The following is a 16,969-nucleotide window of genomic DNA, read 5'->3' as shown; positions in this document are numbered from 1 at the left end:
ACCAGACTCAGACTTCGCGTAGAAGATCGCCGGTTCAAAGGTCACGGAGCACCCAGCCACATTTCGAAGGCGGTTCTGTCTATCGTCAAGATAGGCCCAGCTATGCTCACCAAAGATCAGGTCCAGCTATCCGCCATCAAATACATACCACGCGAAGTGTCTCTATCCAAGCAAGGACGACTTCACGTGAGCCAGGCCAGCCAATGCTAACGATTCAAGGAAGAATTGAATCGCTTGGGCGTGTGCTAGAATTGCTGCAGTGAATGAGATGCTCCGCTCTCATACGCCATTTGCGTGCGGCAAGAGGAGAGTCCGTACTCAATCCGAGAGCACTGCCTGAGAACCACATGCAGGGTCCATCTTTCCACACTGCTAGTCTCCCGTTCTCGGCTTAGCGTCCCCGGAAACTCACCGTGGCTATGCGAGAACACTTCCACCACATCCTCACAGCCGTTGCCGCCAGTCGGCTTACGCGTGGCGGTCTCGCTCTCGCCTTGGTTTTTCTCGTCGGCTCCACCGGGTTTGTCCTCATCGAGGGTTGGGGCTATTTTGACGCCGTTTACATGACGGTGGTCACCATGACGACTGTGGGGTATGAAGAGGTGCGGCCGCTTTCGCAGCTCGGCCGCTTCTTCAATCTTTTCCTCATGCTTGCCGGTGTTGGCTTGATGCTCTACATACTCACGGTCACCGTGCAGACCGTGGTTGAAGATGAAATACTCAGAGTATTCGTGCGGAGGCGACGTATGAAAGCCAGAATCGACGCAACCAGGGACCACTTCATCCTTTGCGGCTACGGCAGAGTGGGCCGTGAGGCCGCATCCGCGTTCAGTGGCGAAAACGTGGATGTGGTTGTGGTGGATAGCGCGGAACCTGCGGTGGAGATAGCGGGGGAGGATGGGCTGCTTGCCATCTGCAGGGACGCCACCCAGAATGACTCCCTCCACCAAGCCGGGATCGCGCGTGCCCGCGGTCTCGTCGCCGCCACCGGCAGCGACAGCAACAACGTGCTCATCACGCTCACCGCTAAGGCGATTAACCCCAATGTCACCATAGTCGCCCGTGCCGATGCCGTGGAGACGAGAGACAAACTCAGATTGGCGGGCGCGGACCGGGTAGTCACTCCCTACAGTATTGGCGGACGGCGCATGGCGCTCTCCGCTGTGAGACCGCTCACCGCCGACTTTCTCGATGACATGCTCGATTCCTCGCGCATTGGCCCAAGACTTGCCGAAATAGCCGTAGCCTCCGAGTCGCGCTACGCCGGTATGGACCTTGCTGGATTTGTGGCGCTACACCACCTGCAAGTGCTGGCCGTGAGAAAACAAGACGGACAGGTGCTCTTTACTCCGGCTGCGGAAGTCGTATTGGAGGCCGGTGACAGGGTTGTGGTGGCCGGAGACGACGACCAACTACAACACGTGAAGAAAGACGTCTAACACAAGACTTGGTCATACGCAACCAGCCATTCGCTTGCCCACGGCCGCGCCAAAACCTCTCGGGAGATTTCTTGCATTTGCGAGTTTTGCAGCAGGCCTTGACAGGGTTTGCGGCGCCAATCTCCAGCAAAGTCGCAGTCTGGTCGCGCGCGCTCGGAGTCTCCGTTTAAGTATAAATATTAGAATTCGCAGGGGTATTCAGTTGATTAGGACTCTTCCTGACATTCTCGCCCGGTTGTGGTAGCATGCTTGGCAAATTGGGGCACTTAGTGGCTGCTAGTTGTGTGAAAACTGCGATGGTCGCCCGGAGGGCGTGTGCAGTTTGCTGATGTGAAGCGTAGTGGATGTGGTTCCGCTCCGTTGTGGTGGGTAGCTCAGAGTGACGTACAACCTCCAAACACTGCGTGGAGACATCTTTGGCGGCATTACCGCAGCCGTGGTGGGCCTGCCGGTGTCTTTGGCTTTTGGTGTAGCGTCCGGCTTGGGCGCGCTGGCGGGCATCTACGGCGCCATTGCCGTCGGGTTCTTCGCTGCGGTCTTTGGGGGCACGAAGTCGCAGATTTCAGGTCCCACCGGCCCCATGGCGGTTGCCATGGCCGTCATCGTCACCACCCACGCCGACACGCTTCCCGAAGCCTTCACCATCGTCATCATGGCCGGCCTGCTGCAGATTGCGCTCGGCGTCATGCGGATCGGGCGCTTCGTGGCCTTCACGCCGTACTCGGTGATTTCCGGCTTCATGTCCGGCATCGGCGTCATCATCATGCTCCTCCAGACGCTGCCATTCATGGGAGCAGCCGGTGCGACGGGCGGCCCGCTGGGGGCCGTGCGCGCGTGGCCGCAGGCAATCGGCAACATAAACTTCAGCGCACTTGCCATCGCCGCCGTGACTCTTGTCGTGGGTATACTCTGGCCCCAGCAACTGCGGCGATACTTTCCTCCTACCTTGGCGGCTTTGGTCGCCGGTACGCTGCTGGGCGTGCTGTGGCTGACCAATGTGCCGGTGATTGGGGAGGTGCCGACGGGTCTGCCGCAGATCGAGATGCCGGCCATTTCGGCCGGGATTCTCGTCAGGGCCATCGAGCCTGCCCTAATCCTCGCGCTGCTCGGTTCCATTGACAGTCTGCTCACTTCACTGATCGCCGACGCCATGACCCGCACGCGCCACAACCCCAACCGCGAGTTGGTAGGCCAGGGCATCGGCAATCTGATTACTGGATTCATCGGAGGCTTGCCGGGGGCCGGCGCTACGATGGGCACGGTGGTGAACATCCGTGCCGGTGGGCAGACGCAAGTATCCGGCGCCCTGCGGGCGGCCATTTTGCTCGCGCTTGTGCTGGGGCTCGGTAAGTACGTCGAGGCCATCCCTCATGCCGTGTTGGCTGGCATTCTGATGAAAGTCGGCTGGGACATCATCGACTGGCGCTTTATCTTACGCATGCACCGCGTGCAGCGGGAACACCTGCTGGTGATGCTGATCACCTTGGGACTCACCGTCTTCGTCGACCTTGTCACCGCCGTAGCTATTGGACTGATCGCCGCAGGCATGGCGAGCGCGCGCCAGTTCGAGCGCCTGGAGCTCGATAGAGTCGTCTCAGTGCCGCTGCTGGACCAGACCTTCTTTGGCAGTGAGGAGACTGATGAAAAGGCGGACGCCTTCTCCGCCCGCGTGGGGCTGGTGGCGCTCAGAGGCAGCTTCTCCGTCGCCTCGTCCAACAAGCTCATCAACACGATCAGCGTGGACATTCGCGACCATGAGGTCGTCATCCTCGACTTCACTGAGACCGTCTACATCGACGACAGCGCCGCGCTGGTGGTGGAGCAGATGATCGATACCGCCATTGCGGAAGACACCGAGTGCATCATCATGGGTCTCACCGGCCCGCCTGCGTTTGCCCTGCGGGCGCTGAACATATTGCAGCGGGTCCCCGCCGATCAATTCGCGAAAGACCTCGACGAAGCCAAGGAAGTTGCGCAGCGCCTTTTGCCGGAATAGGCGGATTCTACAGCGTCGCCCCAAGGGTCTCTTGTCGCTAGAGAAATTAACGCGGCACTGCGCATACGACAGGCCGGCGCGAAAGATGCCGGCAACCTAGCACGCGTTCACGTCGACACCTGGCGCGCTTCCCCTGCCGGATTTCTCGTGGCTTGTGACGAGGTCGGGCGCGAAGCCAAACTCTTGCGGCAGTACCACGAGTGGCAGGAACGACGTCACAAGTCCAGATACCAAAGGAGTCGTACTTCGTTGGGGTACTCCGGATAGGCGCCAGGCTGTACGGCTCCAAGGTAGCAGCCCTGCTTGGCATAGAACTTACACGCCGGCACGTTGATGTTCTGGGTCTCCACCTTGAGTTGCCGGCACCCCTTGGCGCGCGCCCAGGCGGCGGCGTGGTCGAAGAGCCGTTTACCTATGCCCTCTCGGCGGCGGCGCGGATGAACCCGCACGTCCCACAGCACGGCGAGATCTTCGCGATCCTCCAGCATGTTTACGCCGGGAGTGTTCCAAGCGACGACAGCCCCGCCAAGTCGTGCCGAGTCCTGTAGTGCTGCTAAGATTACCCAGTTAGAGAGATCGAATTGCTGCGCCCACCGGAGCGGTCGCTCGCCTCCCTCGTCATAGTCTTTGACATAGGGGTGATCCACGCTTTCCTCGGTCAGTCTCCAGGCGCCACGCCCGCGACCAACGGCATCGACTCGGTACTTGGAGTCGACCGTGAACGAGATGGGAATACTGCCATACGTGCGCAACCGATTAAGGCACTGTTCGGTGATTTCAACTGGCATGGCGTTGCAACTGTTTGAGAGCTCCGAAACTCAGGCGACTATTGGCGGAATTGCAGGTGCCAGGCTTCAAGTGCACGCTTGTCAGGTGGCGCGAGTGTCGTCACTTAAATGGATGCCGGAGTTCAGGGCGTGCAGTGTAGATGGATTCCGCGTCCCCGTGCGGGGGCGAGCGCGCGGGCATGACGGAACCGGATGTCTGCCGCAGTCCATGGCATTAGCTAGAATAACGAATCTGCCAACACGCATAGGAATTGTACGTGTGAGATAGTTCGTTGACAGATTCAAGTACAAAAGCAACCTTCCGCAGTGTTAGACATGGCTAGTACACATGTCATTCCGAACGAAGCGCAGCGAAGAGTCGCTCTTAGCGCGGAATCTAGTGTGCTGAAGCCGCTAAAGTGCGTTGAGAAGGGACCCTAGATTCCGCATACATCGTTCGACGCTCGTCTCGGAATGAAATGCGCCGTAAACTCCTCAGAATGGAAAGCGGATTCTGTCAACGAATTACCTGACTCTTACAGGAATAACAACGCCCCGTGCCCAAGGCGGGCCGGGCGCGTCATTCTGACACGAGCCCGTGGTGCCATGAACCGGCGTGAGCCATCCACAGCCGGCCCCGAGCGTGGGGCCGAGCCTTTAGCTTGAGCCCTCCACCTGCACCGTGATGATGTCGAGGCCGTGGTACTTCTGGTGCCGCACGGAAGAGGCATAGTGCCACAGCAAGCGGAACGACACCTCGCGCTCATCGGGAACAGGCGGCATTTCGTTCAAGTGCGCCAGATAGTCTTCCACGTTCTCACCTTCCAGCGACGTCACGAATTCCAACTCTGCCGAACTGCCTTCCATGCGCGCGTTAATGGTCAAGTTTCGCGCGGTATCAGCGGCCTCGTCCTTGCCACTTTCCTGCAACAGGATTGCGAGCGTCTCTTCACCCGCCGAGGTCAGCCGTTCCGTCGCAGCATCGTTCCAGGCGCGCTTTCCCGCAAACGCCAGCAGGAACTGCTCGATCTTGGGCAGCGCGTCACTCTCTAGAGCAACTTGCAAGCGTCGACGCCGCGGGCGCGTGAGTTCGATGAAGACCATCACAATGATCGCCACGATGGCGCCGGCGGTCATGCCGTTGCTCAGCAGCACGCCTAAGAATCCTTCTCCCAACAGGTCGGCGAAAATCCATCCACTCTGGAAGCCCGCGCCAATCCAAAACGATAAGCCGACAACCATCGCTTTGCGGTGGTCCATACCGTCATTGATGACGATGCGCATGCCCTGGACGAAGAGCAGCACAACGAGCACGGTAATGTAGGCAGCCGCCACAGGCGCGGGAATAGCAATGAGTAAGGCGGCAACTTTAGGGAAAAAGGCCAAGGCAACAAAGATGACACCGATCACAACACCAATACGCCGCGCGGCCACGCCGGTAACCTCGGCGAGGGAGATGCTGGATGAGTAGGTGGTATTAGGCACCGTCGCGAGTAGACCGGAAAGCAGATTGCCCACGCCGTCGGCATTCAAAGCGCCCTGCACCACACGGAAGTCCGTCGCGCGTGGATTGCGGCGGGAGACCCGCTGGATCGCCACACCGTCGCCAATAGTCTCGATTGCGCCAACCAGGGTAACCACGATGAAGGCGGGCAAGAGCGCCCAGAACTCGACGCCGGGCGCGACGTTAAAGCCGGGCCAGCCGTCAAAGGGTATGCCGATCCACGGCGCGTCGATCAGAGGTTGGAAGTCGAAGATGCCGAAGGGAATCGACACGAGGCACCCCGCGGCAATGGCGATAATGGGCGACCATAGCCGCCACGCCGGCGGCGACCGCACCACCATGGCCGTTACAATGACCATCGTCACCAGCGCCGCTACAGGAGCCGCCGCTTGCGGCGACCCTTCCGGGACGTCATTTAGTGAATCAAAGATGATCGGCATCACCGTGGCCGCGATCAGCATGATCACGGTGCCGGTGACTATGGGCGTGAAGATGCGGCGCAACCATGAGAGGCGCGCCGCCAGCAGAAACTGGAAGAGCGACGAAATGACAATCAGACTTGCCATCGTCTCCGGGCCGCCGAACTTGAGCGCCGCCACACAGACCGCAATGAACGCCCCCGACGTACCCATCATCAGCACGTGCCCGGACCCAAACCGCCCGACCCGCACAGCCTGAAGAACGGTTGTGGAGCCGCTGACGAGCAACGCCGCAAATATGGCCCACGTCATGAAGCCTTCGGACTGCCCGGCAATCCGCGACACAATGACGACGGTCAAGACCACCGGCGCCAGGATCAGTATTGCCGCCTGAATGCCGGAGCCTATAGTTACTAACGGGGGAGGATTCTCATCGGGTTCGTAGCGGACGTTGTCATTGACGTTTACTGCAGCCATGCTTCACACCTCACTCCGTGCTACTCGACACATACTGCCGCCGTGGAAATACGTGTACAATACTGCGGAAAACTCGCGTGAACTATCCAATGTGGTGGGCCGCTCGAGCGGCCCACGTACGTCACCAGAAGTCATTAGGCAAAGCGGGAAGTCAGTTCGACAGGGGCGTCTCCTCCATTTCACTCCTAACTGGGCCGGTCATTCGTAGCCGCGTGCCGCCGCGCACGTTTTCGCTCCACTTCTCCTTTGAAGGGATCGGATAAGCCCCTAAGAGGGCCCCTTGGACAGTTCGGATTTCAGCCTTTGGTTTGATTGAACCCATCCCAAGCCGGGCAGGGCCGCTGCCTGCCGGACCCACTCGGCCATCTGCTCTTCGGTGAGCTTGCCCTCGTAGCTTTCGATCCACCGCACGGCTTCGCGCAGCTTGGGCACTGTGCGCACGATGAGTGTGCCGGGGCGGCTGCAAACGTCGCTCTGCCACTCCGGCATGGCCGCCATGCAGGCCTGCACAGGTGTGTCGCCGTCGGCCATAGCCATCTGTGGGTTGCCGCCTAAGAGCAGGACAGGCTTCGCTCCCACCTCTTTGGCAGCGGCAAGCTGTGTTTTCTCGGATGCGTTTTCGATCATTGTGTTCGCGTCAAATCCCACACTGTTCGGCGGAATGAGTAGGCTAAGAATCTGAATGTCTTCTCTTGGTGGGCGTGACAGGACTCGAACCTGTGACCTCACGGATGTGAACCGTGCGCTCTAACCAGCTGAGCTACACGCCCAAGAAACGCTAATGAAGCCGCTTGGGCTTCATTTGGTATATAACCACTAGTCTATCTCCACTGGCAACACTGACAGATTGCCGTAAGTATAGGGCGGATTTTCCGCCTATGTCAAGCGAACTAGCGCTATGCAACTGCATGCCGGGTCTGCCGGTTGCGTACCCCAGGAGAAAGCTTGACTACACCTATGAGTTAGCGCGAGAGGGCTAGCCCTAGACTTTATTTCGGCATAGGATTTAGGTTAAGAGGAGAAAGTCCGGCCGGCTTTCCTCACCGGGAACACGACACGATGCGGCCGAGCAATACCGCAAGCGGGAGGATTCTCATGCGGCGCTTCACCCGTACACCCTACTACGACGGACCCCACGATCCTGAGCGTGATGAGCTTAGAGGCACCCTGCGATTGGGTGAGACGGTGGTCATCGAAACGGTCGGCGGCCACGACCAGGACCTGAAGATCAAGGGCGAACTCAAGCCCGGCGCCGTCATGGAAGTCGGCACGCCGCGCTACTCGCGGCCGGGCGGGCCGTTCTACATCGAGGGCATCGAACCCGGTGACTGGGTATCTATCGAAATTCTGGATATGGAGTGCGGCCCCTACGGCTTCTACCGCAACGGCGGCCCAAATTGGGGCAGCGTGCGCCTCATCGCTCCGGTGCGCGACGGTCTCGTACATTTTCCACCGGACTTTGTGGTGCCGGAGCGCCCCATGGTCGGCGTGGTCATGTTGGAATCCGTGGACCCGTATGAGATCGACCACGGCGGCAACATGGACTTCAACTCAACGCGCCCCGGCAGCACCGTGCACATTCGCGCGCAGAAAGCCGGCGGCCTATTGACCCTCGCCGACGCCCACGCGCGCATGTCCGACGGCGAACTCACCGGCACCGGTGTAGAGATCGACACGACGGTGACGATACGAGTCGACCGCTCGCCGGGATTCTCGACGTCCAGCCCCGTGGTGGAGACGACCAACATCGTAGAGAGTGCGGAAGAGTACCTCACCGCCGGTCAGGGCCGGACGTGGACGGATGCCGTGCGCGCGGCGTGGGCGGACATGGTGGGTCTCATCGCCGACCGCTACGATACGACCACCGAACACGCGAACCTCATCGTCGGCACCATCGGCGACGCCCGTCCCGGTTACTCCGCCGGCGATATGAATCACCGCGGCCGGCCCACCGAGAGCGCCTACGTTACCTGCCAGATCGCGGTGACGAAAGAGCTCCGCCGCACCGGCAAGCCGTTCAGGGCGTAGGCGAGCGGTCATTCCATAACGACAAGGCGCTGTTCCGTCTGCAATAGTCGCGCGGGACAACTGCTGGCGAATACTGCGGGCTGGCGGCTCGGCCCATTGCCGAGCTGTTGCCGAGACTGCGGCCTGAGCCGCACGGGTCTGCCTAGCGCAAGGACAGCCCTAGCCCTTCTGGCTGGTTCCCCGCAGCACCCAACCCAGCACTGCCACCACCACAACTAAGAGCACCGCAAAGCCCAGCCACGCCGGAATAAATTCCTGCAAAGGACTTTCAGCGGACGTGGCTGCATCGGCCCCGGCAGGTGTTGTGCGCGTCCGCTCAATCTGAAGACCGGACTGTCGATAGGGCTCGCTGGTTCCCGCGGCAGGCACTTGGCCTTCACCCAGCGCGTCAATGTCCGACTGCGCAAGCGACAAGTGGCGCGTGCGGCTGCAAGGGACCGCGGTCTCGCCGTCGTAGGAGTAGACCAGCCATTCCTGTCCCACGTAGAACTCGACACCGCAACTGCCGCTCCACCATGCCGTTTCGATAAACATGGTGGCATAGCCGTGGCCTTTCCAGACGGTGAACACTTCGAACTCTACCGTAACGTAGCCGCTGAGCAGCGCCGGCTCGCGCAGCGTGCCGTCGCCCCCGCTGACGTGCACGACTTTACCGGAGAACACTTTTGCGCTCTGCGCCAACGCCTCGGTGGGAGAGGGCGTCTCCCCGCACGAGCAAGCCTCAGTAACTTCGGTAGTAAAGAGGAAACAGAGCCCTGTAAAGAGCACGATTGTGGCAACTTGCAGCGTGCGAGCAGCGAACATAGTCCCTCACGATTTACATCGTCGTTCTGTAGTCGGGCCTTGGCACTCGGCGGCAGCAGTAACCCGACGCGCGGTCAGCGTTCCTTGATAAAGTCTGCCATTTTTTCCGCAATCGCGATAACCGTGTGGTTGAGGTTCGCCCGCACGGTGTCGGGCATGATGGATGCGTCGCAGATGCGGAGGCCCGCGACGCCGTGCACCTTGCCGTATTGGTCCGCCACGGCCAGTGGATCGGTGGCGGGCCCCATTTTGCAGGTACTTGAGACGTGATGGGCCGTGACCACCTCGCGTTTCATCCAGGCGTCCAGGGCAGCGTCATCGTCAAGGACATTGTTCGCGGGCGCGACCCGTTCAGCCACCATGTCTGCGAAGGCTGCATGTTGGAACAACCCGGCGCAGGTCCGGATGCTCTCGCACAGCCGCGAGCGATCGAACGAGTCGTCCAGCAGGTTGAAGTCGAGATACGGCTGCTGCCGCGGGTCATCGGATTGGAGGCGGAGTTCGCCCTGGCTCAGGGCCAAATAGAGGCACTGGCTCACGCCGATTCCTATCGGAATCAGATGGTCCGCACCCCGCATGGGCCGTTCCGCCGCGTAGTTGCCCATGTAGATTACCAGGTCATTCGTGTAGGGGGAGCCGGAGGCCGTATAGCGCAGCGTGACCATGCCCGTCGCCACCTGAGAGGTAAACAGGCGAAATCCTGCTCGCGTACGCCAGGCCATGGGCACGTCCGGGTGGTCGCGAAGATTGCGGCCGACGCCGGGAAGGTCGTGCACGACGGGTATGCCAAACTGCCGCGACTGCGCCGCCGGTCCGATTCCCGATAGCGCCAGGATGTGGGGCGAGCCGATCGCCCCGGCGCAGAGAATGACCTCGTCGCCATAGACGTCGAACGTTTCGTTCCCGCTGATAGCGCGCACGCCTACTGCGCGGTTGCCCTGAAAGATGATGCGGTGGACGAGGCAGCGGGGTCGAATAGTCAGCCCTGGACGAACGCGGGCAGGATTGAGGTAGGCGAAGGCCGTGCTCACGCGCGTGCGGCCCGCAATGTTGAACGCCAGCGGTCCTACGCCTGTGGCATGGGGCAAATTGTGGTCGGGACAGTCGGGAAACCCGGCGTCACGGCAGGCCTCATAGAACGCGTGCTGCTGGGGTCCCCATTCGCCGGGCTGAAACCGGTGGAAGTACATGGGACCGTCCGCGCCGTGAAGCTCGCTTTGAAAGTCCGCGTCTGCTTCCAGTTTCTTTAGATAGGGTAAGACTTTCGCGAACTCCCATTCGGAATTCCCCCACGACGCCCACCGCTCGAAGTCTTCCGGCATCGCCCGCAAGAACTGCGCGTCGTTGACGGCGCTGGAACCGCCGGTGACCTTGCCGCGCGGTACATCTATCTCGGCTTCATCCGTCGCCCGGGCACGAAACTTCCATATGTGTTCGGTCTCCCAGAGGCTTGTGTCAACGCCGTAGACGTACTTTAGCGGGTGCGGCACCCGCGCCTCCGAGGGAAAGTCCGCCCCGGCCTCGAGCAGCAGCACCGACCGGTGGGGGTCTTCGGTCAGGCGGGCCGCCAAGACCGCGCCGGCCGAACCCGCGCCAACGATTATGTGATCGTATCTTCTAGTCATGAGATTGCGATGGGTATGTACGAGTAGTCATGAGATTGCGATGGGTATGTACGAGCGTAGCCGTCGAGTTGGACGGCCTTGTCGAGCGGCGCAAGTAGCGGGCGGCGCTTGCCCCGGAATCGGTAGCCTGGCAGGGAACACGTTGCTTTTCTTCGGACTCTCCCTGTTGAGAATGGGCATGCGCGGGAACGGAACCCAGTGCGTCTAGACACGCAGTTCCAGCCGCGGCTGCAGTAAGCGATCCGGCACGTTGGTCTCGCCCATAAACTCAACCAGAAAACGATGGAGTTCTTTGGCTTCGTTCCGGTGCGAGCCGATAAGGTTTGAATGCTGATGTGGATCGGAGTTCAGGTTGTAAAGTTCCGATAGTCCGGCTGCCGGGCTATAGAGCAAGCTCCACTCCCCTGCCGTGATGGTGGTTACGGGATAAGCGGAAAGCGTGCGGAGGAGGCTGTCCACTGAGTGGACTGGGTCCCCGGGGTTGGCAAAGGGAATGCTGCTGACGACGTACTCTCGTCCCGGTAGCGCGGTATCTCGCATTTGGGGAGCCAGGGACCTGCCTTGTACGGAGGCCGGAATCTCCACGCCCAGCAGTTCAAGGACGGTCGGCATGACGTCAATGGCGGAACTGAGGCCGGTGTATGGGCCCGGCGCTATACCCGGGACGGAAACCAGGAGCGGCAAGTGGACAAGCTCCTCATAGAGAGGGGAGTGAGTCCACATTGATCCCGGCTCGCCGTAAGGCCGCAGGCTCCCGTCCGGGCGCTTGTCACCACTCATCTTGCCGAACAGGCCGCCATGCTCCCCAAAGCAGAAGCCATGGTCTGTCGTGAAGATTATGGCGGTTGTGTCTGTCAGGCCCATATTCTCGACGAACCGCAACAAGAAGCCCAGCCACGTGTCGACCATGGTGACTTCACCACAATAGGTGGCGTGACCTTTGCGGACCTGCCCTTCATCGTAGCCCGGCGCGTCATGCCAGTTTCCATACAGTGGCAGCACCAGTTCGCCGTCGTAGCCGGGCCAATAGAGCTCCGTATAGTAAGCCGGCGCATCCCACGGTTCATGCGGGTCCCAGGTGTCGATGTAAAGGAAGAAGTCCTCTTTATAGTGCTGTTCCAGCCACTGCATAGCGGTCATGAACGTGCGTGGGGCATTCCGGTCCGCTTCGTGACGCCAGGCCTCACGGACGTCAAGAGCCTCATTGTGGTAGCCGGGCTGGGGTATGAGGGACCACATTGTATCTTGGCCCCTATGCATGAAAAAGGACTGAAAGCCCCGGTCGTAGTTCATGCCGTCCCGCAGGTAGTACGGCGTGTCCACCGATGCCGCCGTATGATACCCGTGCCCCGCCAGCATCTCCGCGATGGTGTTCACGCCTGCAGGCAGGGGTTCCCACCCCATGAAGGACATCGTCCAGCGTCCCGTATGGTGGTCTGCCCGCGTGGGCATAGTGGGAAAGCCGGCGGCATAGTGGCTGTCGAACCTGACTGACCTGGCGGCCAATGCATCGAGGGAAGGCGTGTGAATCCTGGGATTGCCGTAGGCGCCGATGTGGTCTCTGCGGAAGGTGTCGGCAACAATCCAGATGACATTCATCGCTCCGCCCCCTTGAATTACTTCTGACAAATGTACCATAAGCCGCGAGCAACGGGCGGAATCTTTTCCAGCTGGCTCCTGGTGTTACGCGACTGCGCCGCCCCACGTCCAGCCGGACTGCACGAAGGGGACGATTGCCGCGGTGCACCCCTGCGCCCGGAGGCGGTCGGCAAGCCTGCGGGCCGCAGCTTCGTCTCGGCAGACTGTGAACACCGTCGGGCCGCTGCCGGAGACGTGGGCGTGTGGCGCGCCAGCGTCAAGCAGTGCAGCCTGTGCTGCCGCGAGGGCGGGCGCGAGCGCGCGGGCGGGGCGCTCAAGCGCGTTGTGCCAGCGGGTCTGCGATGAGAGCGCGCCGTGTTGGGCAGCGGCGACGATATCTGCGGTCGCGACACCTGCGGTGTAATCGAACGGATTTACGGAATCGTATACAGACGCCGTGCTGAGCGTGATTGGCAGGGGTACGAGCACCACCCAGTGCGGCGGCAGTGGCGGCAGTGGTGTGATGCGTTCACCGCGACCGGTGGCAAGCGCCGTGCCGCCGGTGAGAAAGAACGGCACGTCCGATCCTAATCCGGCAGCCAGTGCCTGCATCTCCGTTAGGGATAGTTGAAGATTCCACAGCCGGTTAAGGGCAATGATAGCTCCCGCCGCATCGCTGCTGCCGCCGCCCAAGCCGGCCGCGACCGGTATGCGTTTCTCCAGACGGAGCGCGGCGCCCGCCCGCACGGAGAATTCTGTCTGTAGCAGCCGCGCGGCGCGATACACGAGATTTTCCGGCTTTGCCAGCACGGGGTCTGAACATGTGAAGGATAGTTCGTCTGCCGCCGCGACCTCCAGCCGGTCGGCCAGCCCGACGGTCTGCATAACCGAGCGGACCTCATGGAAGCCGTCGGCGCGTTTCCCCAGTATCTCCAGGGTCAGGTTGATCTTGGCGAAGCATTTAACAACCACGGTGATCCCGATCTCTCGTGCAGGCACGACACCATCTTAATGCACAACAGGGATGGCCGGTACCTTGCCATCCCTGCGTTCAACTCAATTCGGCTCTAGGGTGTTTCAAAGGTGCAGTCTGCACGAGCATGCGGACTCTCAGAGCTTGCCTGTCCTGAGTTTGACGAAGAGTGGAAAGGCAGGTCATGTTGTCTAAGGAGGCCTTTGCGCAACCCCGGCCGGATGCGCAAGAACTACTCACTTTCCCTGGGGAGAGGGCCGGGGTGAGGGGCATTTCTGCTTAACCCGTCCTCAATACCAGCAAGACCGATACGCCAGAGTGCAATAGCGGCAAAAGAAGCTCCCGGATTGCGGGAATCTCCCCCTCACCCTAACCCTCTCCCGCCGGGAGAGGGGACTTTCCCGCCCCAGCAAGGGTTATGCAAAAGTCTCCTCAGGGAGAGTGGGATCATTCGCCTGTTCTCTTCCCAGGGGGAGGGAGTCCTCCCGCCCGTACTGTCCCCTATTTCAAAGTCTCCAGGTATGCTACGAGGTCGGCGGCTTCTTGGGCGGTGAGCGGCTGCGACGCCATGAGGGTATCACGCTTGACTGCTCGCGGATCCGTAATCCAGAGCCACAAGTTCCCCGGCGTATTTTTAAGATTGCCTGCCAGCGTTGGCCGCTTCGTCCTGTCGCCGATGCCGTCCAAGGCGGGACCGGCGCTGCCGCCTTCACCGCCGATCTTGTGGCAAGCAGTACACCCCTTGCTTGCGAAGAGCGCTTGGCCCTGTGATGCGCTGCCTTTGTCCAGAATTCCCGGCGGAACGGTCGGCAGCGGCTTGGCGGAAGCGCGGGAACCGCCATTCGCGATGGTTTGAGCAGGCGACTGCTCCTGAGAATCCCAAGGAAGACAGCCGGTAAGTGCAGCAAGCAACAGAGTGACGAGAGATAGGCCCGCAGCGATTTGGACAAGCCTGCGCATCGACTACGGGTCCCTGAAAGAGCCGCACGAACTCTGCGGCCAATTGCGGTTCGCCGGAGGCACTACTTCAGCGTCTGCAGATACGCCACCAGGTCAGCGGCCTCTTGCTCATCAAGGGGTTGCGGCGCCATTTCCGTTCCCGGCTTGATCTTTTGCGGGAACTGCACCCAGCGCCAGATGTTCTCCGGCGTGTTGGGAATGCCTGCCGCACCTTCATCACCCGCCGCCAGTTGCGGGCGCGCCGCGGGATCGCCGATGCCGGCAAGTAAGGGGCCAATTGTGCCGCCGGGGCCGCCTTCTTCAACCTGATGACAGGCGACGCATCCCTTTGTCTCGAATAACTCCATCCCGTCCTCGGCCCTGCCCTTACTGAGGTCCACGGTAACCTCGATACAATCCGGCATCGGTTCGCATGCATCATCTTTCTTGTTGGTAGAGGAATCTGTGGAGGCGACTGTCTCGGGCGTTGGGTCTTCATCCCAACTCCAGGCTGCTTTCTCTCCGCCACCACATGCGCTGATAAGTATCAACGAAAGCACAAGCGCGACGAGCGCCAAGGGAACGCGCAAACCCCACCGCATCAAGAGCAACTCCTTCTTGCCACGAGCTTCGTACACAAAGAAACTTATATATCCATTCGTCAAAGGACGTGTCATCTTCTTCACCCGAACCACGATTCTAGCATAGCACTAAACCAGTGTCATGTTCCCGTTGCCCTGAGTGCGGCGCATCCTTTACCATGCGGAGAGGCGGAGGCGTGGAGTTGCTGAATCGAGACTGCTTGACCCATTGAGGATGTAACGTTACAGCCGCCGTGAGTGCCCAGTTGTGTCGTTGCTGTGCAACCGCGCGGAGTGCGGCGATTAAGCGGAGGCCGGATGATTTGGGACTGCGGATGAGACGGCTTGGTCCCAAGGATGTATTTTCGGTCCTGACGAGCGTGCGGCAATAGACGGTAACGGTGTAGAATTCCCCTCACACCGGCCCTCTCCCCAGGGAAAGGGGGTCTTGCGGCCTGCAGGGCAGGGGCGCACAGGGGCTTTCTGGTGAGAGGGAGTCTTTCGGCCTGCTAGGTGGGTGTATAGGGTCTTCCTGGGGAGAGGGAGTCTTGCCGCCTGCAGAATTGGGCTGCGCGATGGTCTCCCAGGCAGAATGAGTCTTGCGGGCAGACAGCATGGGATGGGCGAAGTTCTCCTTAGAGTAAGTGATTCATCTCGTCTGCCGGCCTGATGGAGCGATACGGTTATCTGAGACGATGTATCAGCAAGTTCAGAAACAGTTCGGCCGCGCGGCAGAAGCGTATAGCCAAAGCGCGGCCTTCGCGGAGGGCGAGGACCTGGACTGGCTCGTGGAGCAGGCCGGCCCCGGCCAACATGCCCGCGCACTGGATGTCGGCACCGGCGCGGGCCACGCCGCCTTTGCTCTGTCCCGCGCAGCGGGACAGATCATCGGCTTTGACATCACGCCCCAGATGGTCTTGACCGCCTGCCGCAACGCCTACGAGCGCGGCATTGCTCATTTTGCAGCCAGCGTCGGCAATGCTGAGCACCTGCCGTTTCCCGATGAGAGCTTTTCCCTCGTCGTTTGCCGTTACACCGGGCACCACTTCCAACAGCCCGCCCGCGTGGTGCAGGAAGTGTCGCGTGTCCTGACCGCTGGAGGCCGCTTCTTGGTGGTGGACAATACGTCACCAGACGATTCCATCGCGGACCGCTGGATTAATGCTGTGGAGGTGCTGCGCGACCCTTCGCACGTGCGCGAGTGGAGCCAAGGTGAGTGGCGGGGTTTCTTTCACGCTGCGGGCCTCAACTTTGCGGTGACGCACACCTGGCTGAAGATGCTGGAATTTGACGATTGGGTTGCCCGCCAGCAAACACCGCCGGAGGCTGTTGAAGAGTTGCGTGCGCGCTTCGCCGCTGCGCCGCCGGCACTACGCGAGACATTCGCAATCGCGCCGCCCCAATTCGGCTTGCTCACCCGCTTCATGGTAGGCCGAAAACAATGAACGAAACGGCACGCATCTTCTCCTGCCGGGGTCGGAAGCCTGGCGAAACGCTCAATAGAGGCTTTGTCATATGACCGGCGGGATTGGCGTACGACCGACCCGCAAGCGCAAAGTGACTCCCTCTCCCTGGGGGGACCTTTGCGTAACTTACCTGTCGGCGAGAAAACCTCCCTCTCCTCGGGGAGAGGGTCGGGGTGAGGGGATCTTTATGTTGCAGTGGCCCCTTGCGCTGGTGCAGTGTCAAGATGTAGCCGAGCAAACATCGGTATGCTATGGAGAGAATTCAGGAGATTCACCCTCACCCCCGTATCGAGTACGGGGCAGGCTCTAGCCCTCTCCCGTCGAGGGAGAGGGGACATCTGCGCTGTGGCGAGGGTTATGCAAAGGTCTCCTG

At 60.7% G+C, this 16,969-nt stretch carries 13 protein-coding genes and 1 tRNA gene; 4 read left to right on the top strand and 10 right to left on the bottom strand.

Going from position 1 to position 16,969, the window contains the following annotated elements; genetic code table 11:
* Window positions 1-419: 419 nt before the first annotated feature.
* Window positions 420-1,439, top strand: coding sequence for a potassium channel protein (locus OXE05_00315; GenBank protein MCY4435761.1), 1,020 nt, complete (start codon window positions 420-422; stop codon window positions 1,437-1,439).
* Between the two features lie 379 nt (window positions 1,440-1,818).
* Complete coding sequence (locus tag OXE05_00310) at window positions 1,819-3,435, top strand: SulP family inorganic anion transporter (protein MCY4435760.1); 1,617 nt, start codon at window positions 1,819-1,821, stop codon at window positions 3,433-3,435.
* A gap of 215 nt (window positions 3,436-3,650) precedes the next feature.
* On the opposite strand, the gene OXE05_00305 is transcribed toward OXE05_00310, so the two are convergent.
* The 4 genes from OXE05_00305 to OXE05_00290 form a co-directional block, all read right to left on the bottom strand.
* Entirely contained in the window at window positions 3,651-4,223 is a 573-nt protein-coding gene (locus tag OXE05_00305; protein ID MCY4435759.1) for a GNAT family N-acetyltransferase, read from the bottom strand.
* Window positions 4,224-4,859: 636 nt separating this feature from the next.
* Window positions 4,860-6,602 carry a purine/pyrimidine permease gene (locus tag OXE05_00300; protein ID MCY4435758.1) on the bottom strand — a complete coding sequence of 581 codons (1,743 nt, stop codon included), beginning with the start codon at window positions 6,600-6,602 and terminating at the stop codon, window positions 4,860-4,862.
* Between the two features lie 267 nt (window positions 6,603-6,869).
* On the bottom strand, window positions 6,870-7,229 hold the full coding sequence (locus OXE05_00295; GenBank protein MCY4435757.1) for a hypothetical protein: 360 nt from the start codon (window positions 7,227-7,229) through the stop codon (window positions 6,870-6,872).
* A gap of 66 nt (window positions 7,230-7,295) precedes the next feature.
* Window positions 7,296-7,372 (bottom strand) — tRNA-Val (locus tag OXE05_00290).
* Window positions 7,373-7,697: 325 nt separating this feature from the next.
* Here OXE05_00290 and OXE05_00285 point away from each other — a divergent pair.
* Window positions 7,698-8,630 (top strand): acetamidase/formamidase family protein, encoded by a 933-nt coding sequence (locus OXE05_00285; protein MCY4435756.1) that lies wholly within the window; start codon window positions 7,698-7,700, stop codon window positions 8,628-8,630.
* 159 nt (window positions 8,631-8,789) lie between these two features.
* Here the strand turns inward: OXE05_00285 and OXE05_00280 are convergent, their stop codons facing one another.
* From OXE05_00280 to OXE05_00255, 6 genes are all read right to left on the bottom strand, one after another.
* The gene (locus OXE05_00280) at window positions 8,790-9,434 is read right to left on the bottom strand and encodes a hypothetical protein (protein MCY4435755.1); all 645 of its coding nucleotides are present in this window, start codon (window positions 9,432-9,434) and stop codon (window positions 8,790-8,792) included.
* 74 nt (window positions 9,435-9,508) lie between these two features.
* Window positions 9,509-11,059, bottom strand: coding sequence for a GMC family oxidoreductase N-terminal domain-containing protein (locus tag OXE05_00275; protein ID MCY4435754.1), 1,551 nt, complete (start codon window positions 11,057-11,059; stop codon window positions 9,509-9,511).
* A 204-nt stretch (window positions 11,060-11,263) separates the two neighbouring features.
* The gene (locus OXE05_00270; GenBank protein ID MCY4435753.1) at window positions 11,264-12,658 is read right to left on the bottom strand and encodes a sulfatase; all 1,395 of its coding nucleotides are present in this window, start codon (window positions 12,656-12,658) and stop codon (window positions 11,264-11,266) included.
* 84 nt (window positions 12,659-12,742) lie between these two features.
* Entirely contained in the window at window positions 12,743-13,636 is an 894-nt protein-coding gene (ispE, locus tag OXE05_00265; GenBank protein ID MCY4435752.1) for a 4-(cytidine 5'-diphospho)-2-C-methyl-D-erythritol kinase, read from the bottom strand.
* Between the two features lie 475 nt (window positions 13,637-14,111).
* A complete protein-coding gene (locus OXE05_00260; GenBank protein MCY4435751.1) occupies window positions 14,112-14,570 on the bottom strand; it encodes a cytochrome c in 459 nt (152 codons plus the stop codon).
* A gap of 62 nt (window positions 14,571-14,632) precedes the next feature.
* Window positions 14,633-15,151, bottom strand: a complete 519-nt coding sequence (locus OXE05_00255; protein MCY4435750.1) for a c-type cytochrome — start codon at window positions 15,149-15,151, stop codon at window positions 14,633-14,635.
* A 674-nt stretch (window positions 15,152-15,825) separates the two neighbouring features.
* On the opposite strand from OXE05_00255, the gene OXE05_00250 reads away from it, so the two are divergent.
* Window positions 15,826-16,575, top strand: a complete 750-nt coding sequence (locus OXE05_00250; protein ID MCY4435749.1) for a methyltransferase domain-containing protein — start codon at window positions 15,826-15,828, stop codon at window positions 16,573-16,575.
* Window positions 16,576-16,969: the final 394 nt, after the last annotated feature.

It is taken from the genome of Chloroflexota bacterium, from assembly GCA_026710945.1.
GTDB lineage: Bacteria > Chloroflexota > UBA11872 > VXOZ01 > VXOZ01 > VXOZ01.
This window is presented reverse-complemented; position numbering and strand designations above follow the sequence as displayed.